Genomic DNA, 18,106 nt, shown 5'->3' on the forward strand with positions numbered 1-18,106 from the left:
CGTGGTACCTATGGGCGAGCCGATCCGGGTACTCCACGTCGACGACGACCCGCAGTTCCTCGACCTGACCGAACTCCACCTGGACCGGGCGGCGACGGCGTTCGAGGTGGTGTCAGTCGGAGATCCGGAGAGGGCGCTCGATCGGCTCGACGACAGCGTCGACTGTGTCGTGTCCGACTACGAGATGCCCGGTCGCGACGGCGTCGAGTTCCTCCGTGCGGTCCGCGAGCGGGCCCCCGATCTCCCGTTCGTCCTCTTCACCGGTCGTGGGTCCGAGGCGGTCGCGAGCGAGGCGATCTCGGCGGGCGTGACGGACTACCTCCAGAAGGAGCAGGCGCCCGAACAGTTCGAGTTGCTCGCCAACCGGATCGAGAACGCCGTCTCGGCACGGACGGCCCGCGAGGCCGCCGACCGCGAACGACACCGACTCGACCAGATCCTCAAGACGGTCCCCTCCTGTGTCGTCCAGTTGAACCCCGACGGAGAGTTCGTGTTCGCCAACGACCGGGCCCGCGAGGTGCTCGGGTTGACGGAGTCGGAGCTGTCCGACAGGGAGTACGACGACCCAGAGTGGGACATCAGAGACCCCGACGGCGAGCCGCTGCCGGAGTCGGAACTCCCGTTCAGGCGCGTCGTCGACACGGAGGAACCGATCCGTGACGTGCGCCACTCGATCCAGTGGCCCGACGGCGAGCGGCGCGTGTTGGAGGTGAGCGGCGCACCGGTGTTCGAGGACGGGGAGTTGTCCAGCGTCGTCTTCTCGTTGACGGACGTGACCGACCAGGTTCGCCGCGAGACGGAACTCGAACGGATCCGCGAGCGGTTCTCGTTGGCGTTGGAGGAGACGGACACCGGCATCTGGGAGTGGCGTGCAGCGACCGACGAGGTGGTGTGGGACGACACGATGGAGCGACTGTTCGGGATGGAACCCGGCTCGTTCGCGGGCACCTACGAGGCGTTCCTCGACCGCGTCGTCCCGGCCGACCGGCCGCGCGTCGAGCGCGCCGCCAGGACGGCCCTCGAGAACGACGAGCCGTACCAGTGTGAGTTCCGGATGTTCGACACGGACGGTGGTGTCGTCTGGGTCGCCGCCCGCGCACAGGTGTTCGAAGACGACGACGGGAGCCGTCGGTTGCTCGGTGTGGCGACGGACGTCGACGAACGCGAACGCTACCGGCGGGCGCTGGCGGCGGCCGACGAGCGGTACCGCACGCTCGTGGACAACTTCCCGGAGGGAGCGGTGTTCCTCTTCGACGCGGATCGCGAGTTCGTCCTCGTCGGCGGCAGCGACGTACAGGCGGGCTCGGTGGACCCGAGCGAGTACGTCGGTCGTCGTCCAGCCGACGTGTTCCCCGACGAGATGGCGGCGCGGATCGAACGCCACCAGCGACGCGTCCTCGACGGCGAGGAGACGAGCCTCGAAGTCCAGTACGACGGCCAGACGTACAGCGTGGACCTCTACCCGCTCGACACGGACGACGGGGACGACCACCCTGACGGACGGAGCGGAGAGCGAACCGACGGCGTGGCCCGCGCCGACCGGCGACCGCGAGACGACGACCGTGTCGACCCACCGCTGGAGCGGGCGGACGCGGCCGGGATGGCCGTGGCACGGAACGTCACCGACCGGCGGCTGGCCGAACACAGACTCCACACCCTGTTGGAGAACACGGGCAACGTCGTCTTCCTGAAAGACCGCGACGGCAGGTACAGACTCGCCAACGACGAGTTCGCGAGTCTGTTCGACCGCGATCCGGCGGCGGTACACGGGACAGTGTCGACGGAGCTACAACCGACATCGGTCGCGGCGACGAGCCGCGAGACGGACGAGCGTGTCCTCGAGACGGAGGAGTCGGTGACGGAGGAGGTGACAGTGCCACGGCCCGACGGCGACGTGATCCTACTGGTGAACAAGTTCCCGTACTACGGGCCGACCGGCGAGTTGGAGGGTGTGATGGGAGTCGGACAGGAGATCACGGAGCGGACGGAGCGCGCAGAGCGGTTGGCACGGAAGAACCGTCGGTTGGAGCGGTTCGCGAGCATCGTCAGCCACGACTTGCGGAACCCACTGAACCTGGCGAGCGGCCGCCTCGAACTGCTCGCAGAGGAGACGGACAGCGACCACGTCGCGACCGTCAGGGAGGCACACGAACGGATGGACGAGTTGATCGAGAGTCTCCTGACACTGGCGAGACAGGGCCGACTCGTCGACGAGGACGACCTCGAGACCGTCGCGGTCGGCGAGATAGCGCGGTCGGCCTGGGCACCGCACGACTGTGCCGGCGCGACGCTGTCGGTCGAGACCGACCGGCAGGTGCGTGCGGACCCGGACAGACTCCAACAGTTGCTCGGGAACCTCTTCCGCAACGCCGTCGAGCACGCCGGCCCCGAGGTGTCGGTCACCGTCGGCGCGGCGGCCGACACACTGTTCGTCGCCGACGACGGCCCGGGGTTCCCGGACGACATCGACGTGTTCGCGGCGGGGAACGCCGGCGAGCGAGACGCCCCGGGACTCGGGACCACCATCGTCCGCGACATCGCCGAGGCACACGGGTGGGACGTGCGAGCGACGGTGTCCGAGAGCGGGGGTGCGCGTGTCGACCTCGATCGTGTCACCTTCGTTGCCGAGGACCCGGCGGAGGACCCCTTCGGTGCCGTGGAGTGAGCGAGTCGGCGGTGACGGCCGAGTGGTGACTACCGGACAGTGACACCACCGAGGCGCGATCAGACCCAGACCGTAATCAGCATCCGACTGCGGTCAGAACCGCTCGTGGACGTCCCGACGGAACAGGTCGAGTTCGGCGACGGCACCGGGTGCGTCCTGTGTGACGGCCGTGGCGACCGCGTCGGCCACGTCGGCGGCCGAGACGGTCGCGTCGGGGTCGAGTGTCTGGGCGTTGGGAGTCCCGCGGGTGTCCCGACCGAAGGAGGTTGGCACGCCGGTCGGGTTGATCACGGAGACGGCGACGCCGTCCGGGCCGACACGACCCGCGAGGCTGTGAGCGAACCCGCGGAGCCACCACTTCGAGGCGGCGTACACCGGCGTCGACGTGCTCGGGAACTTCCCCTTGTAGCTGCCGAGGAAGACGAGCGTCCCCTCGGTGTCGCGCAGGGCCGGCAGCGTCGCCCGTGCGGTGTAGAACGCGCCGTCGACGTTCGTCGCGCGGACGGTCTCGTACTCCGACAGAGACAACTCGTCCAGCGGGACGTTCCGCCGTTCGCCGACGCCCGCGTTGACGACCGTCACGTCGATCCGACCCAGTCGGTCGACGGTTGTCTCCGCCAGCGCCGCCACCTCGTCGGGGTCGGTCACGTCCGTCGGTACCGCGTGTGCAGTCACGTCGTGCTCGCGTGCTACCTCACTCGCGACGCGCTGCAGTGTGTTCTCGCTACGGGCGGCCAAGACGAGATCGTACCCGTCGGCACCCAGTCGTCTGGCCGTCGCCGCGCCGATCCCGCGGCTCGCGCCGGTGATCACCGCGACCGGTCGGTCTGTCGTGGTCACACCCGTCCCTCGGGGCGCCCGACGCCTCACCGTTCGGGTTCCGGCGCGGGAGAGTTGGTGCCGCCGCCCGGTCCCCGATCTCGGTGGACGAACTCGTGGTGGCCGAGGTCGTGCCGGACGGGATCGTGCCGGACGGTACACTGATACTCGCCGCGGACGGAGGTGTGTCGTGGACTGGAGTACGTACCTCGTGACGCAGGGGAGTCTCTCCGGCGACCGGACGACGCCCGAGGTGGTCGAGGCGGCTCTCGAGAGTGGTGTGGACGTGGTCCAACTGCGCGACAAGGGGACGACGGCCCGCGACAGGCTCGCGATCGGACGGGAGGTGCGACGACTCACGCGCCAGGCCGGGGTGCCGTTGATCGTCAACGACCGTGTGGATCTCGCCGTCGCCATCGGCGCCGACGGCGTCCACCTCGGCGACGAGGACCTCCCCGTGTCGGTCGCTCGCGAGCAGCTCGGCCCGGACGCGGTGATCGGGCGATCCGTGTCGACTGCGTCGGCGGCACGCGACGCCGTCACTGCCGGCGCGGACTACCTCGGCGTCGGTGCGATCTACGCGACGGACTCGAAGTCTGACATCGACGACGCAGAGTACGACCTCGGGCTGGACCCGATCCAGGCCATCGACGAGGCCGTCGACGTGCCGTTCGTCGGAATCGGTGGCGTCACCGCCGAGAACGCGAGCGAGGTCGTCGCCGCGGGTGCCGACGGCGTCGCCGTGATCAGCGAGATCACCGCCGCGGACGACCCGGCGGCCGCCACGCGACGGCTGCGTCGTGCGGTCGAGAGCGGTCGCCGGGAGCGAGACGAGGAGGAACGGGGCGAGAGGGAGAGCGCGACGAGGGGGAGCGAGACGACCGAAGAGAGTGAGTGACCACACGTGGATCTGAGCCAGACCGACTGTCCGCGGTGTGGCGAGCGACCCGGCGAGTTCGCCGGCTACCCCGGCGAGGTCGGCGACGGCCGAGCGACCGTCGGGTTCACCTGTGACGGCTGTGGCGCACCGCTGCAGTTGGTGATCGAGCCGCCGAGTGACCGCGGCGGCTCCGGCTCCATTGGGTCCGTCGGCGTCTGGGTGGAGGACCGTCGCGACGACCGGGAGTGAACGGACGGCTGGCCGACGACCGGCCCCGACGGTGGCGGTCACTCTGGAGCCGGGACCGACACCGACCCCTGGTCGGGTCTTTATCAGTCACCTGTGCGTACAGGGGTGTGTGACGACAGAGCCCTCCGACGTGGGTCGCGCCGTCCTGGCAGAGAGCGTGGACCTCGTGACGGTGGTGGACGCGGACGGCGTCGTCCAGTACCAGAACCCGGCGAGCGAGCCTGTGCTCGGCTACGGCCCCGAGCGTCTCGAGGGTGCACACGTCGGCGAGTTCCTCCACCCCGAGGACGCGAGTCGGGCCGCAGGGCTGTTCGAACGAGGTGAAGACTCCCAGAGTGACGACTCGCGAGCCGACGGCGGGACCGAGCCGCTCGACGACGCCACCGAATCGGCCGACGGCGATCGACCCCCGACGGGTGACATCTCGCAGTCCGGAGCTGCGAGTGAACCGAACGAGGCGACGGTCCGGGTGCGAGCGGCCGACGACTCCTGGGTTGCGCTCGCGACGCGGTCGAGTGGGCGTCGCCGCGACGACCTCGGCGGCTACGTCGTGACGAGTCGGCCGGTCGGGACCGACGACGACCCCGACTCGGGCGAGATCCTCGACCGGATGACGGACGGGTTCCTCGCGTTGGACGAGGACTGGCGGGTGGTGTACGCCAACACCACCGCTCGCGAGGTGATCGCGACCGCGACCGGGCGCGACCCCGACGAGAGCGTCGTCGGCCTCGACTTCTGGGCGGTCATGCCCGACGCCGAGGAGACCCCGTTCTACGACCGCTACGAGGAGGCTGTGACCACCGGCGAGTCCGTCTCCTTCGAGGAGTACTACGCCCCGCTCGACACGTGGTTCGACGTGCGAGCGTACCCCTCGCCGTCGGGACTGTCCGTCTACTTCCGCGACTGTACGGAGGAGCGACGCACGCGAGAGGCACTCGCCCACCGCGAGACGGTGCTGCGAGAGATCCACGACGTGATCGCGGATCGCGAGAAGTCGTTCCGCGAACAGGTGCGGACCCTCCTGGAGTTGGGGCGTCGCGAGTTGGACATGACCAACGCGACGCTGTCGCACATCGACGGCGAGGAGTACGTCTTCGAGGTGGTGAGTTCCGGCGACGGGAGCGTCGCCGAGGGGGACGTGGCACCGACCGCGGCGACGAACTGCGAGATCGTCGCGGCCGACGAGGAGTCGTTGGCGCTGGGTGACGTGTTGCGCGACGCACCCGAGCAGGCGGACCGAGCCGGCTACACGGGGTGGGGGATCACCTGCTACCTCGGTGCACCGGTGTTCCTCGGCGACGAGGTGTACGGCACCTTCTGTTTCTTCGACACGGAGCCGCGCGACGGCCAGTTCTCCGACTGGGAGGTGACGTTCGTCGACCTACTCAGTCAGTGGGCCAGCTACGAACTCCAGCGCGAACGCCGTCGCGAGGAGTTGGCCGCACAGAACGACCGCCTCGAGGAGTTCGCCTCCATCGTCAGCCACGACCTCCGGAACCCACTGAACGTCCTCGACGGGTCGCTGGAACTGGTGGCGACGAGTGACGACCCCGAACACCTCGAACGGTGTCGCCGCTCCGTCGAGCGGATGGAGACGATGATCGACGAGCTCCTGACACTGGCCCGGAGTGGGGAGTTGCGCGACGACCCCGCGCCGCAGTCGCTGGAGACGGTCGTTCGAGAGAGTTGGGACCAGGTTGCGACGGCCGACGCGACGCTGCGGGTCGAGGGGACGGCGACGATCCGTGCCGACGAGACGCGACTCCGCCAGTTGGTCGAGAACCTCCTGCGGAACGCGGTCCAACACGGCGGGGAGGACGTGACCGTCACCGTGCGGACGACCGACGACGGGTTCACCGTCGGCGACGACGGCCCCGGAATCCCACCGGCGGACCGCGAGCAGGTGCTGGAGTCCGGCTACTCGACGGAGCCGGACGGCACCGGCTACGGGCTCGGGATCGTGAGCGAGATCGCCGCCGCCCACGGCTGGACGGTCGAGGTGACGGAGAGTCCAGCCGACGGCGCAGAGTTCGTGTTCGCGGGCGTCGAGACCGCCGCGGACGAGTGACTCTCGGCGGAGCGTCTGGGGTCGACCTCACCAGCGGTGGTGGACGTGTTCGCGGACGTACTCGTCGTACACGTCGCGGACGGCACCGTGGGTCTGGTGTGACAACGGCGACAACTCGGCCGCGGCCGCGTTCTCGGCGACGTGCTCGGGTGTGGTCGATCCGGGGATCACCGTCGTCACGGCGTCGTGGTCGAGAATCCACCGGAGTGTGAACTGCGCCATCGTCTGTCCCTCGGGGACGTGCGGGCGGAGTGCGTCGACGGCCGCCAGCCCCGCCTCGAACGGGACCCCCGCGAACGTCTCGCCTCCCTTCGTGCCGACGCCAGCCGCGACACCCTCGTGGATGGCCGCGTGACGGTGGTCACTCTCCTCGAAGGTCGTCTCCGCGTCGAAGGCGTCCGCGAGCAGCCCGGAGGCCAGCGGCACGCGGACGATCACGCCCACGTCGCGTGCGCTCGCCGCCTCGAAGAACCGCTCGCGTGGCCGGAGTCGCAGCGGGTTGAAGATAATCTGGACGGACTCCACCACGTCGTACTCGATCGCCTTCTGTGCCTGTTCGATCAACTCGACGCTGACACCCGCGCTCGCGATCTTCCCCTCCGCCTCCAGCGTCTCCAACACGTCGAACACGTCGGGATCGTAGTACGCCGCCGTGTCGGGACAGTGGAGTTGGACGAGGTCGAGACAGTCGACGCCGAGTCTGTCGAGTGACCCCTCGACGGACGCCCGGAGTCCAGACTCCGAGTGACCGCCGTCGGGATCGGGTTTCGCCTTCGTCACCACGTCGATCTCGTCGCCGTCCGGCCGCTCGGCGAGCACGTCGCCGATCAGCCGTTCCGCCCGTCCGTCGCCGTACACCTCGGCCGTGTCGAGGAAGGTGACTCCCTCGTCGAGGGCCGTCCGGATCGCCTCCCGGACCCGCTCGTCGCTCGCGTCCTCCCAGACTGGGCCGACGTTCCACGTCCCGAGGCCGATCACGGTCGCGTCGATCCCCGTCTGCCCGAGTGGTCGTGTCTCCATACGGTCCGACTGCGGCGCGGGCGGCAAAACGCTGTGGACACCGGCGGTCGCGTGCGAGGGTGTGGGTGCTCGGCAGCCTCGGACCCGTCTCGACAGCCCACGTCCGACCGCCGGAGCCGGCAGTCGGACGTGGCCTCCGCAAGGGGTATCCCGGTCGCCGGCAGAGAACGGGTCTACGTGACTGTCTCTGTACGAGATCACCTGTGCGTCGACGGCGAGTCGGCACACGGGGTACGAGTGCGCGACGGCGGAGAACGGAGGGACGCGTCGTGAGCGGCGACCACGGTGGGTTCGAGGAGATCAGACAGAACGTCGACGGCCACCCGATGGTGCGTCTGTTGCGGTACGCGACCCGCTACTGGCCCCGTCTCGCGGTCGGAATCTTCGCGGCCGTGTTGACGCGACTCTCGCGGCTGGTGCCGCCGGTGGTGGTCGCGACGGCCATCGACCGGATCGTCCTCCAGTCCGGACAGCCCGGGCTGCTCACCGACGCCGGAATCCTGCCGGGCGGCACCATCGCCGGGCGCGCGGCGCGGCTGGCACTGCTCGAACGGCTCGTCGTGATCGCCATCCTGGCGTACCTGATCAGGTCGATCACGCGGTTCGGCTCCCGGTATCTCCTGCAGTCGTCCGCACAGAAAGTCCAACGGGACCTGCGGAACGACTCGTACGATCACCTCCAACGGCTCTCGATGGACTTCTACGCCGACCACCAGACCGGCGGGATGATGTCTATCCTCAACAGCGACGTGAACCGCCTCGAACAGTTCCTCAACACGGAGTTCCGGCAGGCGGTCCGCGTCGTCGCCACGGTCGGTGGGATCGCCGCCGTGTTGTGGTACTACTCCCCGACGCTGGCGCTGGTGGCGCTCGCTCCGGTGCCGCTGGTCGGGATCGCCAGCGCCGGCTTCCTACGCGCGATCGAGCCGCGGTACAAGTCCATCCGCGAGACGGTCGCCCGGCTCAACTCGCGGCTGGAGAACAACCTCGGCGGCGTCGCCGTCGTGAAGGCGTTCGACCGGTACGCGTTCGAGCACGGCCGCGTCGCCGAGCAGAGCGAGGCGTACCACGACGAGCAGGTCGGCGCACTCCGGATCAGACGCGCGTTCTTCGCCGGGCTCCGACTCGTCACCGGAATCGTGTTCGTCGTCGTGTTGTTCCTCGGCGGGCGGTCGATCATCGCCACCGGCGGCGGCGAGGCGGCGCTCGTCTCGACGGGTGCGTTCGCCGCCTTCTTCCTCTACCTGCGGCGCCTCTACTCCCCGATGCGACGGATCGGCCGCTCCGCGAACAAGTACCAACAGGCGAAGTCGAGTGCGGAACGGGTGTTCGGCCTGCTCGGGCGCGAACCGGCGTTGACGAACCCCGAGAACCCACACGTCCCCGAACACGTCGACGGGGCCGTCTCGTTCGAGGACGTGACCTTCGGCTACACGGAGCGCGAGACGGTGTTGGACGACGTCTCGCTGGACGTAGAGCCGGGCCAGACGGTCGGACTCGTCGGCGAGACCGGCGCGGGCAAGTCGACACTGGTCAACCTCGTGCCGCGGTTCCACGACGTCGACGAGGGGCGGGTCACCGTCGACGGCGTGGACGTGCGCGAGTACGACCTGCAGGCGCTCCGCAGCGAGATCGCGGTGATCGAGCAGAACCCGTACCTCTTCTCGGGGACCGTCGCCGAGAACGTCGCGTACGGCGACGACGCGGTGTTGGCCGCCGAGAGCGACGTGGACGCCGAGGGGGTCGGTCCCGATGGGGACGGGTTGTCCGCCAACGAGGCACGCGAGCGGGTCGTCGAGGCGGCGGAGGCGGCGGTCGCCCACGAGTTCGTCTCGGAACTCCCGGAGGGGTACGACACGCAGATCGGCGAACGCGGCGTGAAGCTGTCGGGTGGGCAGCGCCAGCGGCTCGCCATCGCCCGGGCACTGTTGAACGATCCGGCGATCATCGTCTTCGACGAGGCGACCAGCGACGTGGACACGAAGACGGAGGAACAGATCCAGGCGAGTGTCGACCGGTTGATCGAGGACCGGACGGCGTTCGTCATCGCACACCGGCTCTCGACCATCGACGACGCCGACCGCGTGGTCGTGATGGACGACGGCGAGATCGTCGAGTCCGGCACCCACGAGGCCCTCGTCGCCGCCTCCGGCGAGTACGCCGAGTTGTGGGACGCACAGGCCGGCGAGGCGTCCGTCCTCGGCTCCGACTGAGACGCGGCGTCTCTGGTGGTGGGCGCCCGAGTCGTTGATCGTCCCGATACCCTGATCGGCTCGGCTACCTCAGGTGGCTGAGCTACCTACGCTAGCTTGAGTACGCTAGGTGAATCAGCCGGCCGAGGAGCCGAGTACCCCGAGGGAGACCCCAGACGGCGCGGCAGACCAGACTGGCCGTGAGAGTCGTCGGTGTCGAGGCGAGCGCGTGTGGCACGATCACCCCGAGACCACAGTGTTACGAAGCGTCTGAGGTGGCTCAGTTGCCTCAGGTGACGGAGGTGAGCTAGGTGGGTCGTCCGGCGTAGGTGAGGATTCCAGCCACTCCGGCGTGAGCGGGGAGTCCAGACGCGGTCGGATACTCGCTCGTGTCGATCGGCCGTACGAACACTCTCCGTACCCCCATACCTCTGGTGGCTCGTGTCCCCCGGTCGGCCGGACCAGTTCGACCGAGACGGGTACCTGGTCTACCTCAGTGAGTTTAGCTACCTCAGTTACCTTGTCCTCGGACCCAGCCGACCCACTCACACTCCCAGTCGAGCTGCCGACACCGTATCCGTCGGCCACGTCGTCCCTCGGGTCAGACCGGTGGTCTCGATCACCTGCGTTACTTGTTCTACGTACGGCACATGACTTGCCTGATTCACCTGAGTTCGATCAGGCACCTGAGTCTGTACCCCTCCGTGTCGAATCCAGTCGTGCCAGGACCTCTTCTTCCGATTCTCCCACACGCGTCCGACGACCGTCAGACACGAGCAGTAGACATAAGCCACAGTCGGCCCCACGGACAGACACGGAACGACCCGACTCACCTGCCTCACCGGAGTCAGCTACCTCAGGTACCTCAGGTGGTTCAGCGAGTGCAGGTGAGCCAGTCGAGGCAACTGGTTCACCTGAGCCACCTGCAGTATCCGAGTCACCCGGTCCGTGGGGGAGCCGACACCGGCGGGCGGGAGTCGGGGACCGGAGAGACCCATGAGCACACGAGAGCCACGCGCCGTCGCCGTCACACTCCTGAAAGGCGGCATCGGTAAGTCGACGACCGCGACCAACACGGCACGGGAGCTGGCCCACCGCGGCCACGAGACACTGCTGATCGACCTCGATCCGAACGGGCACGCGACGACGAGTCTCGGACTCGACGACGCGTTCGGCGCGGACACGCACCTCGGGGACGTACTGATCGAGGAGACACACGAGGCGACCGACCTGATCCGGTCGACGGAGTACGGGATCGACGTCCTGCCGAGCAACGACGAGATCGAGTCCGTCGAGGACGACCTCGGCGGAGTGATGATGGGAACCGCACGGCTGAAGAACAACGTCGTAGACCCACTCCTGGGCGAGAGGTACGACTACGTCGTGATCGACTGCCCGGCCGCGCGGGGGAAGTTAAACGACAACGCGCTATACGCAGCACAGAACATGATCCTCCCCCTGCGGCCAGACTCCGGGGCGCTCTCGGGACTCGACAAGACTATCGAGCGGCTGATCCAGCCCGCCCGCGATCACTTCGAGTTGGAGATTCTCGCCGTCGCACCGACGGATCTCTCGGACCGGATCGACCAGGATCGCTCGACACGGAAGTTGATCGAGCCGCTGGTGCGGTCCGAGAACATCCGGCCGCGTGTGCCGAACTTCGCGTACGTCGACCCCGAGTTCTTCGACGCGGTCGACGACGGACAGTGGGACGAGCCGCTCCCGAAGCCCGGGATTCGACACCGCGCCGCCATCGACAACGCGATCCGAGAGGGGATGCCCGTCAGGGACTACGACGACACCTGCGACCAGCTCGCGTGTTACGAGGAGTTGGCCGCCATCGTCGAGCGCGGGGAGGTGGTCCGCGATGAGTGACCCGTTCGGTGACTTGGACGAGACGCTGGGCGACGACGGAGAGACGGACGGAGAGGCCGAGGAGACCGAGGAGACCGAGGAGGCGGAGGGAGACGACCCCACGACGGGAGGGGCAGCAGCCGCGAGCGGGCAGACGGACGACGGGACAGGGTCACGGGCGTCCGCGGCGTCCGCGGCGTCCGCGGGTGACACCGACATCGCAGACACGACCGGAACCGAGTCCGAAGATTCTGAGACGAGTGGAGACGACACCGCGAGTGGCAGATCGGAGGAGACAGACGAACTCGGCCAGAGCCGTACTGGGTCCGAGGGTGTCTCGGGAGACGACGCCGAGACCGACGACGGCGAGTCGGAGCGCAGTGGTGCCGGCCTCTCGGAGCCGGCGTTCCCGTTCGCGGAGAGCGACCAACGTGCGGTGTACCCGAGGGCAGAGACGTGGTCGGACCTCGAGGACTTCCTCGACTTCGAGGTGCGGCGACAGCTCCGCGAGCACGGCGTGCGCGACGACACCAAGCGGGAACTGCACGAGGCGGCGTTCCAAGTCGTCCAGCGACACGCGGACGAGGTGACCGAGCAGTTCCTCGCCAACCGTCGCGAAGGGGAGTAGTCGATCGGACGGTCCGACTCGGATCGGTCAGACGGGCGCGCCGACCACGTCCTCCGACAAGTCAGACCGGCGCGCCGACCACGTCCTCGTCGGTCGGGCCCTGTCCGTCGTACCGCGCCACGAACTCGTCGAGTCGCTCGGGGTTGTCAGCGCCCGGCAGGCGCTGGTCGGCGGTCTCACAGGCTGCGTCGACACCCAGCCGATCACACACCAAGTCGGCAGTCGCCTCGGCCATCTGCCGGTAGGTCGTCAGCTTCCCGCCGACGACGCTGGCGAAGTTCTCGACGCCGTCCTCCGCGTGATCCAACGTGAAGAACCCGCGCGAGATCCCGCGCCGGTCCTCGCTCGACTCGTCGGGTTCGTACAGCGGGCGGACACCCCACCACGTCCGGACCACGTCGGCGTCCGCGACCGGTGGCAACATCGCCGCACACTCCTCGACGGACCGTTCGACCTCCCAGTCGGCCCGCTCGTACTCCTCCGGATCGTCGACGGGCACGCTGGTCGTGCCGAGCACCGTCTCGCCGACGTGCGGGACGACGATGTCGCCGTCGTCGGGGTCGCGACACCGGTTCAACACCGGGTGCGGGCCGTCGTAGTCGACGGAGACCATCACGCCTCGCGCGGGTGCCATCCCCACCTGCACGCCCGCCATCGCGGCCAGTTCGCCGGCCCACGCACCCGTCGCGTTGACGACGTACTCCGGATCCACTGTCGTGTCGGCGTCGCCACCGACCGACACGTCGTCGATCGCGCCGTCGGAGACGGTGACGGCCTCGACGGGCGCGTTCGTGTGGACCGTCGCGCCGTTGGCCTCCGCGTCGGCGGCGTTGGCCGCCACGAGTCGAGAGGGGTAGATCACGCCGTCCGGGACCGCCATCCCGCGGACCACGTCGTCCGTCACGTCCGGGACGCGCTCGCGGATCTCGTCGGGAGTCAGCTCCTCCGTCGGGATACCCACAGACGCGCAGGCGTCGCGCTTCTCCGCGAAGTAGGCGTCCGAATCGTCCTCCAGTTGGAGGAACAGTCCACCCGTGTCGCGGACACAGTCGCCGGCGATGTCGCGGACGACGCGCGACTCGCGGATACACTCCTCCGCGCCGACCGGGTCGCCCTCGGCGTACCGGGCGCCGCTGTGTAACAGGCCGTGCGAGCGGCCGGTCGTCCCACCCGAGAGACCCTCACGCTCGACGAGTGTCACGTCGACACCGCGCAACGCGAGGTCGCGTGCGAGGCCCACACCCGTCGCACCACCACCGACGATCAAGACGGTCGTATCCAGTCCCATGCGTCACACGTCACTCTCCACACACTTCACTTGACCGCCGGGCCCGAAGCGCTCGTAACGAATCTCTCGGACTGTCTCGTGGTGCGTCCGGTGGCGCTCGTTCGACAGATGTCGGTCGGCTGGAGAGATCCGCGTCGAGAGCTAGTCACGTGGCGTATTCCCAGACGCCGTTGCCGTGTCGGACCGACGACACCGGGCGACCGTCCGTCGTCGGTGGCGTGTCACACGAGCACGGGTGACACGGCACACGGACGAGCGTCTCGACGGTCACTCGGGGAGGCTGTCCACACCCGTAACACCACTATACACCTTGTAGACTGCCTGTATCCTGGGATTCCAACGCAGTGGTAACACTTATAATGATGGTACATGATGTTTACTGATGGAGTGCCACTGACAGTGAACAACACGACACACGGAGGCGGCCGATGACGGACAGCTACGTGGGTGCGATCGACCAGGGGACCACCGGAACACGGTTCATGGTGTTCGATCACGACGGACAGGTGGTCACGAACGCCTACGAGAGACACGAGCAGATCTACCCCGAGCCCGGGTGGGTCGAGCACGACCCGATCGAGATCTGGGAGAACACGCAGACCGTCGTCCAGGACGGACTGGCAGACGCGAACCTCGACGCCGATCAGCTGGCGGCACTGGGGATCACGAACCAGCGCGAGACAACCATCGTGTGGGACCGCGAGACCGGGAAGCCGGTCCACAACGCCCTCGTCTGGCAGGACCGGCGGACGACGGACCGGGTGGAGGAACTCGAAGCGGACGGCAAGGTCGAGGAGATCCGCGAGAAGACGGGGCTGGAGGCGGACGCGTACTTCTCGGCGACCAAGACGGAGTGGATCCTCGACAACGCGGAGCCGTTGAAGATGCAGAGTTCGCGCTCGCGAGACCTCCGCGACCGAGCTCGTGACGGCGAGTTGTTGATGGGGACGATCGACGCGTGGTTGATCTACAACCTCACCGGGAACCACGTCACGGACGTGACCAACGCCTCGCGGACGATGCTGTACGACATCGAGGCGATGGAGTGGGACGACGACCTGCTGGCGGAGTTCGACGTGCCACACGAGATGCTCCCGGAGGTGCGGCCCTCCTCCGACGAGGCGACGTACGGCTCGACGGACCCGGACGGGTTCCTCGGCGCCGAGGTGCCGGTGGCCGGGGCGCTGGGTGACCAGCAGGCGGCGCTGTTCGGGCAGACCTGCTTCGACGCGGGTGACGCGAAGAACACCTACGGCACCGGGTCGTTCTACCTGATGAACACCGGCGAGGAGGCCGTCGCCTCCGACAACGGACTGCTCACGACGATCGGGTTCCAGTTGTCCGGCGAGCCGGTCCACTACGCGCTGGAGGGGTCGATCTTCGTCACGGGGGCAGCCATCGAGTTCTTGGAGGACGTAGACCTCATCAACAACGCCGCCCAGACGGCCGAACTCGCCAGCGCCGTCGACTCGACGGAGGGCGTGTACATGGTGCCGGCGTTCACCGGACTCGGCGCGCCACACTGGGACGGTCGTGCCCGCGGGACCATCGTCGGGATGACACGCGGGACGAAGAAGGAACACATCGTCCGGGCGACGCTGGAGTCGATCGCCTACCAGACGCGCGACATCGCGGAGGCGATGGAGGCCGACTCCGGCGTCGAGACCACCTCGCTGCGGGTCGACGGCGGTGCGGTGAAGAACGACTTCCTCTGTGGCCTCCAGGCAGACGTGATCCAGACGGAGATCGCACGCCCGGAGGTCGACGAGACGACCGCGCTCGGCTCGGCGTACGCGGCCGGACTCGCCGTCGGCTACTGGGAGGATCTCGACTCGCTGCGCTCGAACTGGCAGATCGACGAGACGTTCACGCCGGAGATGGATCCGTCGCAGGCCGACGCGATGTACGACCGGTGGGGCGACGCCGTGGAACGCTCGCTGGACTGGGCACAGGAGGACTGACAGATGGCGACCGGACTCACGCAGGCCGTCGTCGCCACACAGGTCGCCGGGATCGGCGCACTCCCGGTCCTCCCACAGCTACCGATCGTCGGTGTCGGACTCGAGGAGTTCCTCCTGCTGGCGATCACGGCGCTGGCGGGTGGCGCGTTCGGTGCCGCCATCGGCGCACTGCCGGCGTTCATCTTCACCGGGTTCCTCGTGTTCCTCGGCGAGGGGATCGCGATCCTCCAGCGAGAGATCGGCACCGAGTTGGCAGTCACCAGCGGCGAGATCGCGACCGGGCTCACGGGTGTGATCGGGTTCGGCCCGATCACGGGACCACACATCGCCTTCGCGGGTGGGGTCGCCGCCTCGGCGTATGCCGGGAAGAAGTACCCGGAGATGGGCGCGGCGGACGGCGAGTACCACTTCGGGAAGGACATCACCTACGCCTTCGGTACGAAGCCGGACATCCTCGCCGTCGGCGCGGTGTTCGGACTGCTCGGAATGGTGATCGCACGCGTCAGCGGTGGCTTGGGCGTCCCGACGGACGGGATCGCCCTCTCGGTCGTGTTGACGGCCGTGATCGCGCGCGTCGTGTTCGACTACCCGGTGATCGGACGGCCGGCGGGCGACGGACTGCTCGACATGTCACCGTTCGAACGTGGTGACACGAAGACACTCACCGACGGCGGCGTGAACGTCTCGCGGCCGGCGACGGAGCCCTGGCTGCCACACCAGTACGAGTGGTCCGGTGTCACCGTCATCGGTGTCGTCGGCGGCGTGCTGGCCGGGTTCATCTGGCTGAAGACCGGGAGTATCTTCCTCGGCTACGCCATCTCGGCGATGAGCCTGCTGTTCCTCCAGTTGGGCGTCGAGAAGATCCCGGTCACACACCACATCACGCTGATGGGGTCGGTCGGGGCCGTCGTCGCGGACACACTCGTCGCGAGTACGCCGCTGATCGCACTCGTCGCGGGGTTGTTCGGGGCGATCAGCGGGTTGATCGGCGAGGTCACCCAGCGAGTGTTCTACTCGCACTCGGGGACACACGTCGACCCACCGGCGATGGCGATCGCCATCGTGATGCTGATCGTCGGCGTCCTGTCGCTGTTGAACGTCCTCTCCACCGCGGGGTACCTCGCTCTGTGAGGGGGTGCGGCTCCGTGCGACCACTCGGCGTGTCGGGTGGTGCGCGGTTCGGCCTCCGGTCGAGGGGAGACGGTACGTGGAGGCGAGGCGCCCGCCCGCGACGGCACGCGACAGAGAGTGACGGACTCTTTACGACCGACACGCAACCACGAGACACACGCGGAGGGGGAGGTTCGTGAACCTACGAGATCGAGTCGAACGGCGACGGCGAGACACTGCGGGGCCGGACCTCGTCAGAGACTGGGAAGCGCTGTCGCCGTTGGTCCACGTCGGCGAGCCGTCGAACCGTGGGCCCGTCGTCGAGCGACTCCTCGACCACCTCGACCCCGTCTTCGAAGATCGACTCCCACCGAACGGCTACGTCCACGGGCCGGCCGGAACGGGGAAGTCGGCGGTCGTCACCGCGCTGTTCGAGCAGTTGGCGGCACAACCCGGTGCCGGGCGGTCGGTGATGTACACGACCACCCGCGCCGAGCCACGTCGCCAGTTACAGTTCGTCACCGTCGACGGTCGGACGGCGACCAGCGAGTTCGCCTTCTTCCGGAGCGTCCTGGACGGGCTCGTCGCCGAGTCGGTCCCGGAACACGGCGTCGGGACGGCGGAGGTCCACGACCGGATCGTGTCGGCGCTACGCGGTACCGACACCGGTGCGGTGGTCGCCGTCGACCACGTCGGGGAGGCGGGGAGTCTCGACGCCGAGAGTCTCGTCGAGTTGGTCGCGGAGCTGCCGAGTAACACGAGTTGGCTCGCCGTCGGGCGCACGCCACCGGCGGAGACGCTGCTGTCGGCGTACACCGGGTCGACGGTCGCGTTCGACCCGTACGACACCCAAGTGCTGGTCGACGTGTTGACGACGCGAGCCGCGACGGGACTGACGCGGCGGGGGCTGCCCCACGAGGCCGCGCGACGGATCGCCGAGTGGGCAGACGGTGACGCTCACGACGCGCTCGCGGCGCTGTTCGTCGCCGCCGACCGAGCGGTCGAGAGAGACGACCTCCAGATCACGCCGAGGGACGTGGACGACGCCCTCGACGCCGTTCCACGGCCGAGTGTCTCCGTGTCGCGGCTGTTCGCGCTCCCGACGAACAAACGGCGAGTCGTGCGGGCGCTCACCGACCTGTCGGCCGACGAACGGTGTTCCGTGAGTCGGACGACGACGGCGGTGACCGGCCACCCGCTCGTCGACCTCTCGGAGAACACCGTCGAACGGTTCCTGTACGAACTCGCGGAACTCGGCGTCGTCGAGCGCGTGCGAGCGCCCGACGCGACGAGTAGCGGGCGCCCACCGAGTCGCGTCGAACTCCGCTTCGCACCGACGCTGTTCCGACGACTGTACGACCGGCGACGGTGA

13 protein-coding genes are annotated in these 18,106 nt (G+C 68.4%); 10 read left to right on the forward strand and 3 right to left on the reverse strand.

The annotated features are described in order from the left end of the window. Positions 1–10: 10 nt before the first annotated feature. Positions 11–2,665, forward strand: a complete 2,655-nt coding sequence (locus RYH80_RS15440; RefSeq protein ID WP_370904914.1) for a PAS domain-containing protein — start codon at positions 11–13, stop codon at positions 2,663–2,665. A gap of 93 nt (positions 2,666–2,758) precedes the next feature. Here the strand turns inward: RYH80_RS15440 and RYH80_RS15445 are convergent, their stop codons facing one another. Then, entirely contained in the window at positions 2,759–3,505 is a 747-nt protein-coding gene (locus RYH80_RS15445; protein ID WP_370904915.1) for an SDR family oxidoreductase, read from the reverse strand. Between the two features lie 169 nt (positions 3,506–3,674). Here RYH80_RS15445 and thiE point away from each other — a divergent pair, with 169 nt between their 5' ends. From thiE to RYH80_RS15460, 3 genes are all read left to right on the forward strand, one after another. Then, entirely contained in the window at positions 3,675–4,382 is a 708-nt protein-coding gene (gene thiE, locus RYH80_RS15450; protein ID WP_370904916.1) for a thiamine phosphate synthase, read from the forward strand. A gap of 6 nt (positions 4,383–4,388) precedes the next feature. Continuing rightward, the gene (locus tag RYH80_RS15455; RefSeq protein WP_370904917.1) at positions 4,389–4,613 is read left to right on the forward strand and encodes a hypothetical protein; all 225 of its coding nucleotides are present in this window, start codon (positions 4,389–4,391) and stop codon (positions 4,611–4,613) included. A 109-nt stretch (positions 4,614–4,722) separates the two neighbouring features. Continuing rightward, on the forward strand, positions 4,723–6,681 hold the full coding sequence (locus RYH80_RS15460; protein ID WP_370904918.1) for an ATP-binding protein: 1,959 nt from the start codon (positions 4,723–4,725) through the stop codon (positions 6,679–6,681). Positions 6,682–6,708: 27 nt separating this feature from the next. Here RYH80_RS15460 and RYH80_RS15465 read toward each other — a convergent pair whose 3' ends face one another. After that, on the reverse strand, positions 6,709–7,701 hold the full coding sequence (locus tag RYH80_RS15465) for an aldo/keto reductase (protein WP_370904919.1): 993 nt from the start codon (positions 7,699–7,701) through the stop codon (positions 6,709–6,711). Positions 7,702–7,970: 269 nt separating this feature from the next. Here RYH80_RS15465 and RYH80_RS15470 point away from each other — a divergent pair, with 269 nt between their 5' ends. The 3 genes from RYH80_RS15470 to RYH80_RS15480 all read left to right on the forward strand — a co-directional run bounded on the left by RYH80_RS15470 (position 7,971) and on the right by RYH80_RS15480 (position 12,375). Then, entirely contained in the window at positions 7,971–9,914 is a 1,944-nt protein-coding gene (locus RYH80_RS15470) for an ABC transporter ATP-binding protein (RefSeq protein ID WP_370904920.1), read from the forward strand. A 975-nt stretch (positions 9,915–10,889) separates the two neighbouring features. Further along, the gene (locus tag RYH80_RS15475) at positions 10,890–11,768 is read left to right on the forward strand and encodes a ParA family protein (RefSeq protein ID WP_370904921.1); all 879 of its coding nucleotides are present in this window, start codon (positions 10,890–10,892) and stop codon (positions 11,766–11,768) included. Further along, positions 11,761–12,375, forward strand: coding sequence for a DUF7970 domain-containing protein (locus RYH80_RS15480; RefSeq protein ID WP_370904922.1), 615 nt, complete (start codon positions 11,761–11,763; stop codon positions 12,373–12,375). Before RYH80_RS15475 ends, RYH80_RS15480 begins: the two co-directional genes overlap by 8 nt. Positions 12,376–12,436: 61 nt before the next feature. Here the strand turns inward: RYH80_RS15480 and RYH80_RS15485 are convergent, their stop codons facing one another. Further along, complete coding sequence (locus tag RYH80_RS15485; protein WP_370904923.1) at positions 12,437–13,663, reverse strand: FAD-dependent oxidoreductase; 1,227 nt, start codon at positions 13,661–13,663, stop codon at positions 12,437–12,439. Positions 13,664–14,091: 428 nt separating this feature from the next. Here RYH80_RS15485 and glpK point away from each other — a divergent pair, with 428 nt between their 5' ends. From glpK to RYH80_RS15500, 3 genes are all read left to right on the forward strand, one after another. Continuing rightward, positions 14,092–15,624 carry a glycerol kinase GlpK gene (gene glpK, locus RYH80_RS15490; RefSeq protein WP_370904924.1) on the forward strand — a complete coding sequence of 511 codons (1,533 nt, stop codon included), beginning with the start codon at positions 14,092–14,094 and terminating at the stop codon, positions 15,622–15,624. Positions 15,625–15,627: 3 nt separating this feature from the next. Beyond that, on the forward strand, positions 15,628–16,755 hold the full coding sequence (locus RYH80_RS15495; protein ID WP_370904925.1) for a DUF7973 family transport facilitator: 1,128 nt from the start codon (positions 15,628–15,630) through the stop codon (positions 16,753–16,755). Positions 16,756–16,930: 175 nt separating this feature from the next. Beyond that, positions 16,931–18,106, forward strand: a complete 1,176-nt coding sequence (locus RYH80_RS15500; RefSeq protein WP_370904926.1) for a Cdc6/Cdc18 family protein — start codon at positions 16,931–16,933, stop codon at positions 18,104–18,106.

This window comes from Halobaculum sp. MBLA0147 (assembly GCF_041361345.1).
Classification (GTDB): Archaea; Halobacteriota; Halobacteria; order Halobacteriales; family Haloferacaceae; genus JAHENP01.